Consider the following 16,143-nt stretch of genomic DNA (forward strand, 5'->3'; position numbering starts at 1 on the left):
ACTGCTCGACAACGCCGACGAGCTCGCACCACGAGGAGTTCACAACCATGCCCATGCCCACCCACCTTCCCGGGCCGAACGCCGATGTCTGGGATTGGCAGATGCGCGGATCCTGCCGCGGGCAGGACTCGTCGGTGTTCTTCCATCCCGATGGCGAGCGGGGTCGGGCCCGCACCGCGCGCGAGATGCGCGCCAAGGAGATCTGCCGCAGTTGCCCGGTGTTGATGCAGTGCCGCAGCCACGCCTTGAAAGTCAGTGAGCCCTACGGTATTTGGGGCGGAATGTCGGAAACCGAGCGGGAGATGCACGCCCGGCGCAACCGCAGGCGGATGGCGGTCTGATCCAAAAATCTCCCATCCGAACGGTGTCGCGCGTCGAATTCCAGACAAACAACCTCCCGGCAAACAGCTGGCGCTACGAGTGCCGCCGAATGTTCACCGGCGTGGGCACCGTTGCGATTACCAACGATTCGCCTGCGACCGCGAAGGTCCGACGCGACGGAACCGCCGGTTCGGCGTTTCGTGGAAGGTACCGGCGTGTCACGGCGTGTCCCCGAACTGGGCACTTGGCGTGTCGAGGCAGCTCGCAAAATCGCTGGGACACAGGCGGTTTGCCGACACCCCCCGGCGGATCCGAGTCATCGCATGGCGCTACCGTAGTGACCGATGACACAGAATGGAGCGTTGTGACAACGCGGCCGCCGGCTGCAGAGGGCGACTCGTTCCGAAGAGAAGCCTTCCCACCGAGTGTGGATTCTGCGGTCTCGGCACGCGCCGCCGAAAGTATCGAGCTCGCCGCGCTTTTGCACCGGTGCGGCCGGTCCGACCAGGAAGCCTTCGCCGAGCTCTACGACCGGACCTGCGCCCGCGTCTTCGGCCTGGTGCTACGGGTGCTGCACGATCCCGGATACGCGGAGGAGACCACGCAAGAGGTCTATCTCCAGATCTGGCGCACGGCAGCGAGTTTCGACCCGGCGAAGGGCTCGGCCGTGACGTGGTTGATGACCCTCGCGCACCGCAGGGCGGTCGACCGGGTGCGAGCCGAGCAGGCCCACACCACGCGCGAAGTCGCCTACGGCATAAGGGTTCTCGGCAACGAATTCGACGAGGTCACCGAGGAGGTCGAGCGCAGGCTGGAGCAGCAGGCGGTGCTCGACGGCCTGGCCACGCTGACCGAAACCCAGCGGGAGGCAATCTCACTCGCCTATTACGGCGGGCGAACCTACGCGGAAGTGGCGCATTATTTAGGCGTAGGGTTACCGACCGTTAAGTCCCGGATACGGGACGGGCTGACACGACTGAAAAGAAGTTTGGGGGTGACGTGAGATGAACGAACGCCAGGTCGATCTCGCGAACACCGTCGCGCTCGGATCGATCGACGACGAAGACCATCAAGCCGTACAGGAACTGCTCGACACCGAAGACCCTGCCCTACGCGCGGAATTCATCGCAGAGGTGCGGTCCACCAGAGACGCACTCGCGGCGCTCGCCGATACGACGGCGGCCCAGCCGCCGTCCGCACTGCGTGATCGCCTGCTCGCCGCCATCGCCGCTGAGCAGCCGCCGGTCGCCTCCTGAAGCTCCGCTCCCCCGCCTCTCCGCGCCTTCAGGCCAGACTGGGTGCCGCGAGACTTACGTTGGCGGCTGCCGGTTGAGTGCCTGACTGAGTTTTGGGCGTACCCGACGAGTTACCCATGTACTCACGAAATCAGTTGTTGCTTGGATATGGACAAGGCCCCCAAACCTTTTCAGGTTTGGGGGCCTTGTTCCTGCGTCGCTCAGCGCGCAGTTCGTGCGTCGCTCAGTGCGCGTGACCGTGGTGGCCGTGGTCGGCCGCCTCCTCGGCGGGCTTGTCGACAACGGCGCTCTCGGTGGTGAGCACCATGCGCGCGACGGAGGCCGCGTTGACGACCGCCGAACGGGTCACCTTCACCGGGTCGACGACGCCGTCGGTGAGCAGATCGCCGTAGGTGAGGGTGGCGGCGTTGAAGCCCTCCTTGCCCTCGGCGACCTTGCTGACCACAACGGCGCCGTCCAGGCCCGCGTTGGTGGCGATCCAGTACAGCGGCGCCTGCAGTGCCTGACGCACCACCTCGACGCCGACCGCCTCGTCACCGGACAGCGAGTCGCGCAGTTCCACCAGCTTGCCGCTGGCCTGCACCAGCGCGGTGCCACCGCCGGGCACGATGCCCTCGGCGACGGCGGCCTTGGCCGCGCTCACCGCGTCCTCCACCCGGTACTTGCGCTCCTTGAGCGCGGTCTCGGTGGCCGCGCCGACCTTGATCACCGCGACGCCGCCGGCCAGCTTGGCCAGCCGCTCCTCGAGCTTCTCCCGATCCCAGTCGGAATCGGTGGCCTCGATCTCGCGGCGCAGCTGCGCGCCACGGGCGGCGATATCGTCCGCGCTGCCCGCGCCGTCGATGATGGTGGTGTCGTCCTTGGTGACGACGACGCGCCGCGCCTGGCCGAGCAGGTCGAGGCCGGCCTCGCGCAGGGTGATGCCCAGGTCGGGGTTGATCACGGTGCCCGCGGTGACGACGGCCAGGTCGTCGAGGAACGCCTTGCGACGGTCGCCGAAGAACGGCGCCTTCACCGCGACGGCCTTGATGGTCTTGCGGATCGAGTTGACCACCAGGGTGGACAGCGCCTCGCCCTCGACATCCTCGGCGATGATCAGCACGGACTTGCCGGATTCGGCGATCTTCTCCAGCAGCGGCAGGAAGTCGGGCAGCGAGCTGATCTTCTCGCGGTTCAGCAGGACGAGCGCATCCTCCAGCACGGCCTGCTGGGTCTCCGGATCGGTGACGAAGTACGGCGACAGGAAGCCCTTGTCGAACTGCACGCCCTCGGTGACGACGAGTTCGGTCTGCAGCGTCGAGGACTCCTCGACGGTGACGACGCCGTCCTTGCCGACGGTGGTCAGCGCCTTGCCGACCATTTCGCCGATCTCCTCGTCGCGCGAGGACACGGTGGCGACCTGCGCGATGGCCTGCTCACCCGACACCGGGGTGGCGGCGGCCAGCAGCGCCTCGGAGACCGCGTCGGCGGCCTTGGCGATGCCGGAGCCGACCGCGATCGGGTTCGCGCCCGCCGCGATGTTCTTCAGGCCGGCCCGCACCAGCGCCTGGGCCAGCACGGTCGCGGTGGTGGTGCCGTCGCCCGCGACGTCATTGGTCTTGGTGGCGACGCTCTTGACCAGTTGCGCGCCGAGGTTCTCGAACGGGTCCTCCAGCTCGATGTCGCGCGCGATGGTGACACCGTCGTTGGTCACGGTCGGGCCGCCGAAGGCCTTCGCGAGCACGACGTGGCGGCCGCGCGGGCCGAGGGTGACCTTGACGGCGTCGGCGAGCTTGTCGACACCGCGTTCCAGAGCCCGACGAGCCTTCTCGTCGAACTCGATCTGCTTTGCCATAAGTCTTGTTCCTTTTGGGGGTTCCGGGGTTGAGACGACGCTGCCCCGGCCCCGCGTCGGGGAACCGGGGCAGCGTCATGCCGACTCGTTCCCGGCGTCAGCCGGGCGCGCGGTGCGGTAAAGCGTGAAAATCACCGCTGGATCCCGTCTTTCGCCGGGACGACCGCGCGGGCCGTCGTCACTTGGTGACGACGGCCAGGATGTCGCGCGCCGACAGGATGAGGTACTCCTCGCCCTGGTACTTGATCTCGGTGCCGCCGTACTTGCTGTAGATGACGACGTCACCCTCCTTGACGTCGACCGGGATACGGTCGCCCTTGTCGGTGACGCGTCCCTCGCCGACGGCGATGACGGTGCCCTCCTGCGGCTTCTCCTTCGCCGTGTCGGGGATGACCAGGCCGGAGGCCGTCGTCGTCTCGGCCTCGTTGGCCTGGACGAGGATCTTGTCCTCGAGCGGCTTGATGTTCACGCTCGCCACGTTGAGCCCTCCACTTTCAGGGGATTTTCGGTCGTCCGGGACTGTTGTCCCGGACCATCGGTTTTGGTCACGATGCTGACCCTGCGCATAGCCCCGTCGTCGCGGGTGCCGGGACCCCTGCTCAGTAGTCAAACTGGCACAAGCACTTAACACAGTGCCGACTAGCACTCTATACATGCGAGTGCCAGCGCTCAAGGGATGGGTCTGCCAGAGCCGGATTTGCCCCGCCGCTAATCGGCGACCGCCCGGTCGGACCCGGCCCGGACAACCGAAACGGTATAACGCCACACCACAGGCCCGCCGACCTGGTCAATTGTCCGATTCATGACACGCGGTTAACACGCCGAGCGCGACGCGCGAAGCCCTTCCCAAGAGATCAGGAAATCTGTAACGTTCGGATAACGGATTGTGACAGTATTGACGACGGTCGCTGTCCAGGCACCGTGTTCGTCACGAACCGGCGTCATCGGAGGCCATGCTTCGTCACAGAAACACCGTCGTCATAGCACCAGACGTTTCGAACAGCTTCACCAGAGAGCAAGCAACACGTGATCCAAGGCCGGCCGACGCGCCCCATCCGGACAACGGTCCGGCCGGATCTCGAGCACGTATCGCTCGCCAACCACGCGGCGGTGCGGCAGTCCATTCGAGATGGTCGGCACCACCATGACCATCCGCTCGAAGGGAGGTGAACATGCGAACATCCCTCGGCATCTCGGCCGGGCACGAGGTCGTGTGCTCGGCGCTGGTGGCAACCGCGTCCAACGGCGCGCAAACATTCGACTACCGCGTGGTGTCGGCCGACGCCGCACACTCCGACCTCGGCGATCTCGTCGCGTCCTCCATCGAGCTGATGACCAATCAGCTGCCGGCCACCCCGTCGCACGATCTCACCCACCCCGTGGGCGCCCGGTTCGCCGGCACCCGTCCGTTGAGCGTGGAACCGGTCACCGCCCGCCCGCCGACCAGCGTCGCGGTCGCGTACCGCAATCGCGAACAGGCACAGGTCATCCGGTCGGCCACCGGTAAACAGCGCGACCTCAAGCTGGTCCCGGAGGGCACCGCATCGCTCACCTACCTGCAGCACACCGGCCTGCTCGACCGCTACAACACCGTCGCCATCGTCGACCTCGGCGCGTCCGGGCTCAGCGTCACCGTCGCGGATCCGGCCGACTGCACCGTGCTGCACACCGAACGCACCGTCGCGATCAGCGGTAACGCCATCGACGAGCTGATCTACCACCACCTGGTCGACCTGCACTACGCCCGCCGCGGCACCCGGCCGAACCGGAATATGCTCACCAACCGCGGCCGCGCCGCCAAGGAACACCTGTCCATCGCGCCCGCCGTCACCATCGACCATGTGGCCGGGCAGCCGCTGAAGCTCACCAGGGCCGATTTCGAGGAGCTGGTGGCCGACCTGCTGCGCGAGACCGCGGTCTTCGCCGCGGCGGTCTTCGCCAGGGCGCCGCGCTTCCCGGAGGCCGTCGCGGTGATCGGCGGCGGAGCCAATATCCCGGCCGTGCTGACCACCCTCGGCGACCAGCTCGACGTTCCCGTGCTCACCGTGCCCGACCCGGAGGCCGTGATCGCGAAAGGCGCTGCGCTGGTTGCCGATTCGATGCAACCGGCGGTCTTCCCGACCAACGGATCCGATGCGCCCGGCGGCACGTTCACCAAGGTGGTCGGCACGCTGGCCGGCGCCGTCGTGGTGGTCGGACTGGTCATCGGCTACGGCGTGAAGGAATTCTCGCCCGCCTCGCAGGACCACCCCATCGCACCCGTCGTCACCACCAGCGGCGCGGGCCAGCCGACCCCGCCGATCAGCATCGCCCCGCCCCTCGTACCGAGCTCCGGCGGCGTCGGCACCAGCACCCACGACTCGACACCGCGGCCGCCCGGCAACCTGCCGTCCGTCACCCAGGACCACGGCCAGCCGAGCACCACCCACCCCGACAGCGGCCCCGCCGCCCCCACCACCACCGCAGGCCAACCGACCCTGCGCCCCGATCCGAACCTGCCGCCCATCCCCTTCCCCGAACTCCCCGGCCTACTCGGTCCCCTACTCGCCCCCGCGACCCCATCTCAGGGTGGTGCGGGTTCCGGCTCCGGCACCGCTCCCGGGGCGCAAACGCCAGTACCGAACTGGACACCAGGTACGACGCAGGCCCCCGCGAAGGGCAGGATCCCGTTGCCGCCGCGGACCGGGTCATCGAACCGAATTCCGTTGCCGGGGTTGATGTTGCCTTATGGGGATTTGGACTGAGGGTTCCTGCACGCGAAAACGCTACCTACGACAAGCAATCTGTCCTATCGCGAACGAAAACGGCTGCGGCTCAGCGGAGTTGGCTGACCGATACCGCCAGGCCCGGATCGGTTGCCACATGCAAGGTCGACGCCGCTGCTCCGCCGCCGATCACATGAGCGCCGAGTGCGGCGATCATCACACCGTTGTCGGTGCAGAGCCGGGGGCGCGGCACCCGCAGGGTCAAACCGGCTGCGGCGCAGCGTTCCTCGGCCATCGAACGGATGCGGGAGTTGGCGGTGGCGCCGCCGCCGAGTACCAGGGTGTCGACGCCGACATCCTGCGCGGCGCGGATGGCCTTCATGGTGAGCACATCGGCGACGGCCTCCTGGAAGGAGGCGGCGATATCGGAAATCGGGAGGTCGTCGGCGGCGAATCCGTTGCGCTGAGCCGCCTCGACATAGCGGGCGACGGCGGTTTTCAAACCGGAGAAGGAGAAGTCGTAGCGCGGGTCGCGCGGGCCGGTCATGCCGCGCGGGAAGGCGATCGCGCGCGGATCGCCGCCCTGGGCGGCCGCGTCCAGCGCCGGACCGCCGGGGAAGCCGAGGCCGAGCAGCCGCGCCACCTTGTCGAACGCCTCACCGGCGGCGTCGTCGACGGTGCTGCCCAACTCGACGATCGGTTCCGCCAAATCCTTGACGTGCAACAGATGCGTATGCCCACCGGAGACGAGCAGCGCGACGCACGGCGGCATCGGGCCGTGCTCCAGGGTGTCCACCGCGACATGCCCGCCGAGATGGTTCAACGCGTAGAACGGGATATCCCAGGCCGCCGCATAGGCTTTCGCGGCCGCGACACCGACGAGCAGCGCACCGGCCAGACCCGGTCCGATGGTGACGGCCAGCGCATCGGGTCGTTCGATATCCGCGGCGGCGAGCGCGCGCCGCATGGCGGGCACGATCGCCTCCAGGTGTGCGCGCGAGGCGATCTCCGGGACGACGCCGCCGAACCGCGCATGCTGATCGACGCTGGAGGCGACCTCGTCGGCGAGCAGTTCGCAGCTGCCGTCCGGGCGGCGCCGGACGATTCCGACTCCTGTTTCGTCGCAGGAGCTTTCGACACCCATGATGATCACGAGAGCACCTCGTCCGGCTGGGTCAGCGCCGCGTCGGCGGGCGGGAACGGCGCCAGCTCGGGGCGGCGCATGGTGTAGGCGTCGGCGCCGCTGGGCTGGTAGTAGTTCTTCCGCAGGCCGATGATGTGGAAGCCGTGCTTGGCGTAGAGCGCGATGGCGGGGGTGTTGTCGGTGCGCACCTCGAGGAACACCGGCCCACCGCGCTTACCCGCCTCCGCGAGCAGCGCCTCCAGCAGCAGTGTTCCGATGCCGGCGCGGTGACAGTCGGGGTCGACGCCGATGGTGTGCACCTCGGCCTCCGGGTGTTCGGCATCACCGAGCAGCGCGACACCCGCGTAACCGACCATGCGATCGGTCTCGTCGCGGGCGGTGATGTAGCGGTTGTGCGGCCCGGCGAGTTCGGAACGGAAGGCGACGGCCTGCCAGGGATCGTCCTCGGGAAACAGCACCTGCTCCAGTTCCACGCAGCGCTCGATATCGGCGAGCCCCATCGGCTCGATGCGGATCGCCACCGTCATGCCCCTGTCCGGTCGAGGGTGCGGTAGCTGTTCTCGACGGCATCGGGGCGGCGCAGGTACAGCGGGACCAACGGTTCCGGCACCGCGTACGACAGCAGTTCGGGGGTCGCGATGTGCACCAGCCCGGCCGGGGACGGCGTCTCCACCGGGAGTACCGGAAGATCGAAAAAGTCGACGTGCGAAGCGGATCCGGCGATCACCGTGGCCTGCCCGAAATCCAGGTCGGTCGGTTTGCTCACATCGGGCCCGGCGATGCGGGCGCCGTCACGGTAGCGCGCCCAGTAGACCTCGCGGCGGCGCGCGTCGGTGACGATGAGCAGTTCGGCGCCCTCGGTCAGATCCGCGGCGGCATCGGCGGCGATCGCGTCGAGGCTGCACACCCCGTACACCGGAATGCCGAGCGCATCACCGAAGGCGGCGGCGGTGGCCATGCCGACCCGGAGACCGGTGAACGGCCCTGGCCCGACCCCGCATACCACCGCGGCCAGCTCGGATCTGGAACGTCCTGTCTCCGTGAGGCATTCGAGGATCTGCGGGGTGAGCACCTCGGCGTGTGCGCGAGCGTCGACCCGCACCCGGGTGGCGATGGTGCGCACCTGGGCGGGATGTGCCGCGCCTGCGGCGGGCTCCAGTTCCACCAATCCCGCGGTAACGGCGGGTGTCGCGGTGTCGACAGCTAGTACAAGCATGATTGCCCCAACGATACCGGGTGGTAGCTGCGCAAGGAGTTTACCCACCCCGTCGGCGGCAAGCGCCTGCCGCCCGGGGCGGAGCTCAGTCCACCCATTCCCAGACGGCGGTGCGCACCTCGGAATCGGGTTCCCGCGACAGCAGCACCCGCAGGTGCCGGTCGGCGAGATGCTCGACGACGCCGCGACCCCATTCCACAACCACCACAGCCTGATTCAGGTCGGTATCCAGATCCAGCGCGTCCAACTCGTCCAGATCGCCGCTGAGCCGGTACGCGTCGACGTGCACCAGTGGCACCGGGTCCGCACCGTCGCGCTGCCCGGCACGGTGCTGGCGGGCGATGATGAACGTGGGCGAACTCACGCGGCCCTGCACGCCGAGCCCGGCCGCGATGCCTCGGGTCAGCGCCGTCTTGCCCGCGCCGAGCGGTCCGTCGAGCACCACCAGATCGCCCGCGCGCAGTCCGGCGGCCAACTCGCGGCCCAGCGCCTCCGTATCCTCGACGGTCGGCAGGACGCGCTCCTGTCGCTCAGCCACCCACCACCTCCGATTCCTGCTGGCGCCCTTCCGGTTCGATCGCGCCCGCCCGGACCAGCAGCCGGTCGAGCGCGGCATTGACGATATCCGGGAACTGTAGGTGCGCCATGTGCGCCGCCTCGGCGAGCCGGATCAGCTCGCTGTTCGGCAGGGCGGCGGCCAGCGCGCGGGAGTTGCGGAACGGGATGACCAGATCGTGCATGCCGCCGATCACGAGCACCGGTGTATTCGCCAAGGTCGGCAGCGCCGCGGACTCGTCGTGCAGTTCGATCGCCTTCAGGAACTTCACGATGGTTTCCACGGGTGTGCGATCGATCATGTGGGTGGTGAAGCGGGACAGCGTCGGGCTCACCGGACCGTGATACGAGCTGACGTGCAGGATGGGCGCGATCACATGTCGAGCCGTACTGCGTCCGGCCTGCATCAACGCGGGCGCGGTGTGCACGGCCAGCCGGAATCCGTCGATGGCCGGGCTGCGCAGCAGCTGGGTGATGCCCGCCGCGGTGACCTCGGCGGCGGCCGTGGACAGCAGTCCGACCCCGATCACCCTGGCGGCGAACAGGTCGGCGAATTGCGCGGCGGCCGCGAGCACCGCCATCCCGCCGAGCGAATGCCCAACCAGCACAACGCGTCCGGTCGGTGCGGCGGCCTCCAGCACCGCGACCAGGTCGCGGCCGAGCTGTGCGACGGTGCAGCTCTCGGTGCTCGGCGTGCCGGATCGGCCGTGCCCGCGCAGATCGAACAGCACCAGCCGCACCCTTGGGCCCCAGCGCTTTTCCAGATCACGACGCTGAAAGTGGAAGGACTCCATGGTGTTACAGAAACCGTGGACGAAGATCACCGTGACGGGCGCGTCGGCGGGACCGCATTCCCTGGTGGCGAGCTCGACACCGTCGGCGGTGGTGACGGTGCCGGAGCGATCGGCCTCGATGAGCCCGAAGTTCTCGTCGCGATATTCGTCACGCCGGGCGGGCCACAGCACATGCGCACCCGCGCGGCGCAGGGCGTGCACCCCGGCCAGCGCGGCGACAACGCCCGCCGTGGCCAGCCCGCCCTGCACCGCAACGCGGGTCCGCCGGGTCATCGAGTGCTCGCCTCCGCCGGTCCTCCGACATGCCGCCGGACCACCCGGCTGTGTGGCGCGCAGACGATCTCGTAATGGATGGTGCCGAGCCGGTCGGCCCAATCCTGGGCCCGCGGTTCGCCAGGACCGCCGCCGAACAGCACCGCGATATCGCCCTCTTGGATGCCCGCCGCATTGTCGCCGAGGTCGACGACGAACTGGTCCATGCAAATCCGGCCGACGCTCGGGCGTGGCGCACCGCCGAGCAGTACCTCGAAGCGGCCGCCGAGCGAGCGGAAGACGCCGTCGGCGTAACCGGCGGGTATGAGTGCGACGGTGGTGTCGTGCGGCGCCACCCATTCGTGGCCGTACGAGACGCCCTCCCCCGCCGCGACCCGCTTCACCAGGGCGACCCGCGCCTGGAAGGTCATCGCGGGCCGCAGATCCGCGTCGACGAGGTCCGGCACCGGATTCAACCCGTACATGGCGATGCCGGGGCGGACCATATCGAAGGCCAGATCGGGCCGTAGCAGCGTGGCCGGGGAGTTGGCCAGATGCACCAGTTCCGGTTCCAGGCCGTGCTCCTTCGCCGCGGCGATGGCGTCCAGGAACCGGTCGCGCTGGCGGTCGTTGGCCGGATGGTTCGGTTCGTCTGCGCAGGCGAGGTGGGAGAAGACGGCGCGGAACCGCACCACCTGTTCGTCGACCAGATTCCGCAGCGCGGGAAGCAGCTCCGGGAGTTCGTGCGGTGGTACGCCGTTGCGGTTGAGCCCGGTGTCCACCTTCAGCGTCACCGTCGCGGTCCGCCCGGCCTGCCGCGCACCCCGCTCGACGGCTCGCAATCCGGCGACAGAGGAGACGCCGAGTTCGATATCGGCGGCGACGGCGGCGGCGTAGTCGGCGTGGGATCCGTTCAGCCAGGACAGAATCGGCACGGTGAGCCCGGCCGCGCGCAGCTGGAGGGCTTCGTCGATGGTGGTGACACCGATTTCGGCGGCCCCCGCCGCGACGGCTGCTCGGGCCACCTCGACTGCGCCGTGGTTGTAGCCGTCGGCCTTGACCACCGCCATCACGGCGGCGTCACCGGCGTATGCACGCAGGACCCGCACGTTATGGGCGATGGCTTCCAGATCGATGACCGTCTCCACTTGCGCATTCACGCTTGTTGATCCTGCCATCCTGGACCGTGGTCCGGCGAGCGCGTTATCCGCTCGTGCTCTCGTTCCGGGTCGGTGAGCTGCGGCCGTCAGGCATTGATCGGGCGCGGGTAGGGGCTGTGCATCGTCAGGAATTTGATGTCGAAGTCGCGCTCCAGATAGTCCATCCGGCGCGCCAGGAACTGCCGCATATGCGGCAGTTCGAGGTGCCGGTCCAGGTCCGCCTTCGACCGCCACACCTCGTAGAACACGAAACTGCCCGGCTCGGCGCTGTCCTCGTGGCAGTGATATTCGAGCGCGCCGTCCTCCTCGCGGGTCGGCGCGACGAACGACAGCAGCAACTCGCGCAGTTCGGCCGCGCGTTCCGGTTTCGCGCGCGCGACCCCGACCAGCGCGAATGGAATATTGTCGAGATTAGGTATGATCATTTCCATACCTTGGGACGCTATGCCGATCTGAGGTAAGAAGCAAATCGTACCTACGTGAGAGGCCGCCTTGCCCGATATCGACGAGCCGACCCCCGAGCAGATGGACCTGGGCACGGTCCTCGCCGCACTCGCCGATCGCCATCGCAGACGCGTGATCGTGGCCCTGCTCGCCGAGCCGGACGGCACCGAACGCACCTGCGCCTCCTTCGACCTGCCGGTCTCGAAGGCCACGCTGACCCACCACTTCCGGACCCTGCGCACCGCGGGTCTCATCCGTCAGGTCAACCGCGGCAACAGCAATATGGCCCGGCTGCGCCGCGCCGAGGTCTCGGCCCGATTCCCGGGACTACTGGAACTCCTTCAGGCGGAAGGCGAACGAGAGTCGCATTCGGCGCGGTCATAGGGCCAGCGCCACCGGATTCAGCCTGCCGTGGCCAATGTGCGCAGTACCCGGATGGCGGGGCGGATGTGATCGAGCAGCGGGGCGGCGGAGGTCGGTGCACCGGCCGAAAACTCCTCGTGGGCCGAAAGATTCGCGGCCAGTGCGTGGACGCGGGCGGCGGCCGCGGCGGACCAGGCCGGAGGTCGGCCCGCGGCGAGGAGTGCGCCGATGATGCCGGAGAGGACGTCGCCCGCACCGGCGGTGGCCGCCCAGGAGCCACCCGCCTCGTTGACGTGAACCACTCGGCCCGGATCGGCGACGAGCGTGGCCCGGCCCTTGAGCAGGATGGTGACCTGCCAGGATTCGGCCAGGGCGCGCACGGCGGCGACCCGGTCCGCCCCCACCTCGCGACCGGTGAGCCGGGCGAATTCGCCTGCGTGCGGGGTCAATACGGTCGGCGCCGGGCGATCGCGGACCAGATCCGGGTCGGCGGCGAGCAGGGTGAGGCCGTCGGCGTCGACGACCACCGGAAGATCGGTGGCCAGGATTTCGGCGAGGCGATCGCGGGCGTCGGCATCGGTGCCCGCGCCCGGTCCGAACACCCAGGACTGAACCCGGCCGGTTTTCGAAACGTCTTCAGCGGCAATTACTTCCGGAAAGCGCGCGAGCACGTCATGCGCCGCGGTCCCCGCGTAGCGGACCATGCCGGAGGTGGCCGCGACGGCCGCACCGGTGCACAGTACGGCGGCGCCCGGGTAGGTGGCGCTGCCCGCACAGATGCCGGTGACGCCCTGGGTGTATTTGTCGTCGGCGGGGCCGGGCACCGGCCAGGCCGCACCGATCGAGGACGGTTCCAGCGCCGCGAGATTCGGCTCGGGCAGACGCAAACCGATGGGCACCAACTCGATTCGGCCGCAGTAGGGCGCGGCCAGCGCGTGCACCGGCTTGTACGCGCCGAAGGCGACCGTGACGTCCGCGCGCACGGCGGGCCCGGACACCGCGCCGGTATCCGGATCGACACCGCTCGGCAGATCCGCGGCGATGATCGGCGCCTCCAGCGCGGCAACGAGTTCCGCGGCTCGCGGCCGCAACGGGCCGCGACCGGAGATCCCGACGATGCCGTCGATCACCAAATCCGGTGTGCCGCTTTCCGCGACGATGCGGCCGCCGGTTTTACGCAGCGCGGCAAGACCTTTCGCATGCGCACGCTCGGGGTTCAGCAGCACGGCGGACACCGCGACACCGCGCCGCCGCAGCATCGAACCGGCCCACAGGGCGTCACCCCCGTTGTCACCGGAGCCGACCAGCAGCGTCACCGACCGCCCCGCGACCCCGCCGGTGCGCGCCCGCAATTCGCCCGCGACCACGGTGGCCAGCCCGTGCGCCGCCCGCCGCATCGGCACGCCATCCGGCACCCGGGTGAACAGTTCGGCCTCCGCCGCCCGCACTTCGTCGGCGGTGAAGTAACCCCGCTGGGACATGGCGCTCGCCTCCACTGAGTCGCTCGGCTCTCGTTCGTCACATTGTCCGCCGTTGGCGTCCCCGTGGCCCGACGCGGGTTCGCCGGTGGCGCCGACTACGCTTGACGACCATGCCAACTGTCAGTCTTCGCGCTGGGTTCGTGCCGGTCACCGCCGCGCTCACCGTCGCGGCAACGCTGTTGCTGTCGGGCTGCGGTGGCGGCGATTCCGGCTCGGCCGCGAAAACGACGACGGCGGCGGCCAGTTCGGCGAGCGCCGCGCCCGGCGCGCCGAAACCGGCGACGATCACGGTCGATGTCGCCGATATGAAGTTCAGCCCGGCCGATGTGACCGTGAAGGTGGGCGACACGGTGACCTGGAAGTTCCACGACCGCTTCCCACACAGCGTGCAGGGCATCGGCGACAAGGCGATGGGTATCAACAGCCCCATCTTCGACAAGGGCGAGTGGAGTTACACATTCACCACACCCGGAACCTATCGGTATATGTGCTCGCTGCATCCGGAGATGCGCGGCACCGTCACCGCACAGTAATCGCGCTGTCCGCCACCTGAATTCGGATAGCTCAGACCGGGTGGTAGTCGCGCGGGCGAATTCCCCCGGACCCCGCCGAATTCAACGCCTCGACCGCCGAAACCAGCGGCGCCAGTCCGGGATTGGCGGCGGCCTGCCCGAGTGCGCCCGCGAGCGCGGCATCGTGCGTCGGCCTGGCCTCGGCGAGCAGCCGGAGTCCGTCGGGTGTCACGTCGGTGTAGATCCCGCGGCGATCGTCCGGGCACAGGTAGCGCTGTAGCAGCCCGCGATCCTCCAGCCGGGTGACCAGGCGGGTGGTCGCGCTCTGGCTGAGCACGACGGCCTCGGCCACCTGGTTCATCCGCAGATGTCCGCCGGGCCCGTCGTGCTGGCGGCTCAGCACGACCAGCAGCGAGTACTCGCGCACGCTCAGGTTGTGGCCGGTCTGCAGGGCGCGCTCGATATGCGCCTCGATCCGGTCGTGCAGCAGCGACAGGGCGTACCAGCCATCGGCCAGGCCGGTCAGAGCGGCGTCCGCGGTCATGTCATCCAGGATAGCCCAGATTCGAAATAGCCCGCGCTTGCAATTAACAGGCGTATGCAATTATTGTTCTCGACTGTAAACCTCGGACGCAATGACATGTGGAGGCCTCATCCATGCCGCTCGCACTCCTCGCCCTGGCACTGGGGGCGTTCGCCATCGGCACCACCGAATTCGTCGTCGTCGGCCTGCTCCCGGATATCGCGGACACCTACGCCGTATCCATCCCCACCGCGGGGCTGCTGGTCACCGGATACGCGCTCGGCGTACTGGTCGGCGCGCCCATCACCACCGGCATCGGCGCCAGGATCGCGCGCAAGCGCATGCTGCTGGCCAGCATGGGACTGCTCATCGCGGGAAACGTATTGTCAGCCGTCGCACCGGCTTTCGGACTCATGCTGACCGGGCGCATCGTCGCGTCGATGGCGCACGGCGCCTTCTTCGGCATCGGCTCGGTGGTCGCGGGCAGCCTGGTCGCGCCGGACCGCAGGGCCAAGGCGATCTCGCTGATGTTCACCGGGCTCGCCGTCGCGACCGTCATCGGCGTACCCCTCGGCACCCTGCTCGGCCAGCAGTTCGGCTGGCGGGTCACCTTCCTGCTCGTCGCACTGGTCGGCCTGGCCGCCCTCGTCGGCGTCGCCGCGCTGGTACCGAACCAGCCGGCCCCGCGCGATGCCCGGCTGCGGCACGAACTGGCCGTACTCGGCAACCCGCAGGTCCTGCTCGCCATGGCGATGACGGTGCTCGGCTTCGGCGGCGTCTTCGCGGCCATCACCTACCTGGCGCCGATGATGACCGAGGTCACCGGATACGCGGAGAGTTCGGTCACCTGGCTGCTCGTGCTGTTCGGCGTCGGCTTCTTCCTCGGCAACCTGATCGGCGGCAAATACGCGGACAAACACCTCATGCGAATGCTCTACGGGAGCCTGGCCGGGCTCGGGTTGGCACTCGCCCTGTTCACCGTCACCGCACACAGCAAACCAGCCGCCGCCATCACCGTAATCCTCATCGGCGCACTGGGTTTCGCGACCGTACCGCCGCTGCAGAAGCGGGTGCTCGACCAGTCCGCCGCCGCACCGACCCTGGCCTCGGCCCTCAATATCGGCGCGTTCAATCTCGGCAACGCCATCTCGGCCTGGCTCGGCGGCTTGGTGATCGCGGCCGGATTCGACTACACCGCACCGAATTGGGTCGGCGTCGGGCTGGTTGCGGTCGCGCTGGGACTGGCCGTGGTCTCCAGCAGGCTGGAACGATCCACCGCCGCAAGGGATTCGGTGATTTCGGCCGAAAAACTGGTCGGTGCAACGCAATCCCGGGCTTAGCTCACCCGAAATTCGCCCCTTTCCCGTCCGCAACGCCGATGGCCCGGAGTCCCAACGACTCCGGGCCATCGAGTTCGCCGGGCCGAGCTCCGGCGCGAGGCACTCGCCTAGGGCGTGTTTCGAAGTAGGTGATGGGGTGGGGCCCCCGGGGCGGGGGCCCCCCCACCGGGGGGTGGGGGGTGGCAGGTTGCCCCGGGGGGCGTGGGGGGTTGGGGGCGGGGTTTGGGGGGTTGGGACCCGCCC

Annotated in this window: 18 protein-coding genes; 7 read left to right on the top strand and 11 right to left on the bottom strand. The window is 68.7% G+C overall.

From position 1 onward, the window contains the following. The first annotated feature begins 47 nt into the window (after positions 1-47). From LGY53_RS36770 to LGY53_RS36780, 3 genes are all read left to right on the top strand, one after another. Positions 48-341 carry a WhiB family transcriptional regulator gene (locus LGY53_RS36770; protein ID WP_167472252.1) on the top strand — a complete coding sequence of 98 codons (294 nt, stop codon included), beginning with the start codon at positions 48-50 and terminating at the stop codon, positions 339-341. Between the two features lie 407 nt (positions 342-748). Beyond that, positions 749-1,324, top strand: a complete 576-nt coding sequence (locus LGY53_RS36775; protein WP_225731309.1) for a sigma-70 family RNA polymerase sigma factor — start codon at positions 749-751, stop codon at positions 1,322-1,324. Position 1,325: 1 nt separating this feature from the next. After that, the gene (locus LGY53_RS36780) at positions 1,326-1,577 is read left to right on the top strand and encodes a hypothetical protein (protein WP_167472250.1); all 252 of its coding nucleotides are present in this window, start codon (positions 1,326-1,328) and stop codon (positions 1,575-1,577) included. 223 nt (positions 1,578-1,800) lie between these two features. Here LGY53_RS36780 and groL read toward each other — a convergent pair whose 3' ends face one another. Then, entirely contained in the window at positions 1,801-3,411 is a 1,611-nt protein-coding gene (gene groL / locus LGY53_RS36785; protein ID WP_225731310.1) for a chaperonin GroEL, read from the bottom strand. Positions 3,412-3,589: 178 nt separating this feature from the next. Further along, on the bottom strand, positions 3,590-3,889 hold the full coding sequence (groES, locus tag LGY53_RS36790) for a co-chaperone GroES (protein WP_040686722.1): 300 nt from the start codon (positions 3,887-3,889) through the stop codon (positions 3,590-3,592). A gap of 694 nt (positions 3,890-4,583) precedes the next feature. Between groES and LGY53_RS36795 the strand changes: the two genes are divergently transcribed. Continuing rightward, a complete protein-coding gene (locus LGY53_RS36795; RefSeq protein ID WP_225731311.1) occupies positions 4,584-6,155 on the top strand; it encodes an Hsp70 family protein in 1,572 nt (523 codons plus the stop codon). A 70-nt stretch (positions 6,156-6,225) separates the two neighbouring features. Here the strand turns inward: LGY53_RS36795 and tsaD are convergent, their stop codons facing one another. From tsaD to LGY53_RS36830, 7 genes are all read right to left on the bottom strand, one after another. Beyond that, a complete protein-coding gene (gene tsaD / locus LGY53_RS36800) occupies positions 6,226-7,269 on the bottom strand; it encodes a tRNA (adenosine(37)-N6)-threonylcarbamoyltransferase complex transferase subunit TsaD (RefSeq protein ID WP_225731312.1) in 1,044 nt (347 codons plus the stop codon). Next, positions 7,266-7,781, bottom strand: a complete 516-nt coding sequence (rimI, locus tag LGY53_RS36805; RefSeq protein ID WP_167479004.1) for a ribosomal protein S18-alanine N-acetyltransferase — start codon at positions 7,779-7,781, stop codon at positions 7,266-7,268. The genes tsaD and rimI overlap by 4 nt, the downstream gene beginning before the upstream one ends. A gap of 2 nt (positions 7,782-7,783) precedes the next feature. Next, positions 7,784-8,476 carry a tRNA (adenosine(37)-N6)-threonylcarbamoyltransferase complex dimerization subunit type 1 TsaB gene (gene tsaB / locus LGY53_RS36810; RefSeq protein WP_225731313.1) on the bottom strand — a complete coding sequence of 231 codons (693 nt, stop codon included), beginning with the start codon at positions 8,474-8,476 and terminating at the stop codon, positions 7,784-7,786. 85 nt (positions 8,477-8,561) lie between these two features. Continuing rightward, on the bottom strand, positions 8,562-9,014 hold the full coding sequence (tsaE, locus tag LGY53_RS36815; protein ID WP_225731314.1) for a tRNA (adenosine(37)-N6)-threonylcarbamoyltransferase complex ATPase subunit type 1 TsaE: 453 nt from the start codon (positions 9,012-9,014) through the stop codon (positions 8,562-8,564). Then, positions 9,007-10,098 carry an alpha/beta fold hydrolase gene (locus LGY53_RS36820; protein ID WP_225731315.1) on the bottom strand — a complete coding sequence of 364 codons (1,092 nt, stop codon included), beginning with the start codon at positions 10,096-10,098 and terminating at the stop codon, positions 9,007-9,009. The genes tsaE and LGY53_RS36820 overlap by 8 nt, the downstream gene beginning before the upstream one ends. Beyond that, positions 10,095-11,255, bottom strand: a complete 1,161-nt coding sequence (alr, locus tag LGY53_RS36825; RefSeq protein WP_225731316.1) for an alanine racemase — start codon at positions 11,253-11,255, stop codon at positions 10,095-10,097. Before alr ends, LGY53_RS36820 begins: the two co-directional genes overlap by 4 nt. Positions 11,256-11,323: 68 nt before the next feature. Further along, complete coding sequence (locus tag LGY53_RS36830) at positions 11,324-11,662, bottom strand: putative quinol monooxygenase (protein ID WP_225731317.1); 339 nt, start codon at positions 11,660-11,662, stop codon at positions 11,324-11,326. A 67-nt stretch (positions 11,663-11,729) separates the two neighbouring features. On the opposite strand from LGY53_RS36830, the gene LGY53_RS36835 reads away from it, so the two are divergent. After that, positions 11,730-12,065 carry a helix-turn-helix transcriptional regulator gene (locus LGY53_RS36835; protein ID WP_225731318.1) on the top strand — a complete coding sequence of 112 codons (336 nt, stop codon included), beginning with the start codon at positions 11,730-11,732 and terminating at the stop codon, positions 12,063-12,065. A 17-nt stretch (positions 12,066-12,082) separates the two neighbouring features. Here LGY53_RS36835 and LGY53_RS36840 read toward each other — a convergent pair whose 3' ends face one another. Then, complete coding sequence (locus LGY53_RS36840) at positions 12,083-13,525, bottom strand: NAD(P)H-hydrate dehydratase (protein WP_225731319.1); 1,443 nt, start codon at positions 13,523-13,525, stop codon at positions 12,083-12,085. Between the two features lie 110 nt (positions 13,526-13,635). On the opposite strand from LGY53_RS36840, the gene LGY53_RS36845 reads away from it, so the two are divergent. Next, on the top strand, positions 13,636-14,058 hold the full coding sequence (locus LGY53_RS36845; RefSeq protein ID WP_225731320.1) for a cupredoxin family copper-binding protein: 423 nt from the start codon (positions 13,636-13,638) through the stop codon (positions 14,056-14,058). 31 nt (positions 14,059-14,089) lie between these two features. On the opposite strand, the gene LGY53_RS36850 is transcribed toward LGY53_RS36845, so the two are convergent. Then, positions 14,090-14,581: a MarR family winged helix-turn-helix transcriptional regulator gene (locus tag LGY53_RS36850; RefSeq protein ID WP_167472238.1), complete on the bottom strand. Its 492-nt coding sequence runs from the start codon at positions 14,579-14,581 to the stop codon at positions 14,090-14,092. A 113-nt stretch (positions 14,582-14,694) separates the two neighbouring features. Between LGY53_RS36850 and LGY53_RS36855 the strand changes: the two genes are divergently transcribed. After that, positions 14,695-15,900 carry an MFS transporter gene (locus tag LGY53_RS36855; protein WP_225731321.1) on the top strand — a complete coding sequence of 402 codons (1,206 nt, stop codon included), beginning with the start codon at positions 14,695-14,697 and terminating at the stop codon, positions 15,898-15,900. The last annotated feature ends 243 nt before the right edge of the window (positions 15,901-16,143 follow it).

The organism is Nocardia sp. JCM 34519.1, from assembly GCF_020361265.1.
Lineage (GTDB): Bacteria > Actinomycetota > Actinomycetes > Mycobacteriales > Mycobacteriaceae > Nocardia > Nocardia arthritidis_A.

Excerpts from the sequence above, each read along its gene's own strand:
- LGY53_RS36770 (WP_167472252.1), top strand. The coding sequence starts at position 48 with ATGCCCATGCCCACCCACCTTCCCGGGCCGAACGCCGATGTCTGGGAT.
- LGY53_RS36780 (WP_167472250.1), top strand. The coding sequence starts at position 1,326 with ATGAACGAACGCCAGGTCGATCTCGCGAACACCGTCGCGCTCGGATCG.
- groL (WP_225731310.1), bottom strand. The coding sequence starts at position 3,411 with ATGGCAAAGCAGATCGAGTTCGACGAGAAGGCTCGTCGGGCTCTGGAA.
- LGY53_RS36795 (WP_225731311.1), top strand. The coding sequence starts at position 4,584 with ATGCGAACATCCCTCGGCATCTCGGCCGGGCACGAGGTCGTGTGCTCG.
- tsaB (WP_225731313.1), bottom strand. The coding sequence starts at position 8,476 with ATGCTTGTACTAGCTGTCGACACCGCGACACCCGCCGTTACCGCGGGA.
- LGY53_RS36820 (WP_225731315.1), bottom strand. The coding sequence starts at position 10,098 with ATGACCCGGCGGACCCGCGTTGCGGTGCAGGGCGGGCTGGCCACGGCG.
- alr (WP_225731316.1), bottom strand. The coding sequence starts at position 11,255 with ATGGCAGGATCAACAAGCGTGAATGCGCAAGTGGAGACGGTCATCGAT.
- LGY53_RS36830 (WP_225731317.1), bottom strand. The coding sequence starts at position 11,662 with ATGATCATACCTAATCTCGACAATATTCCATTCGCGCTGGTCGGGGTC.
- LGY53_RS36840 (WP_225731319.1), bottom strand. The coding sequence starts at position 13,525 with ATGTCCCAGCGGGGTTACTTCACCGCCGACGAAGTGCGGGCGGCGGAG.
- LGY53_RS36845 (WP_225731320.1), top strand. The coding sequence starts at position 13,636 with ATGCCAACTGTCAGTCTTCGCGCTGGGTTCGTGCCGGTCACCGCCGCG.
- LGY53_RS36850 (WP_167472238.1), bottom strand. The coding sequence starts at position 14,581 with ATGACCGCGGACGCCGCTCTGACCGGCCTGGCCGATGGCTGGTACGCC.
- LGY53_RS36855 (WP_225731321.1), top strand. The coding sequence starts at position 14,695 with ATGCCGCTCGCACTCCTCGCCCTGGCACTGGGGGCGTTCGCCATCGGC.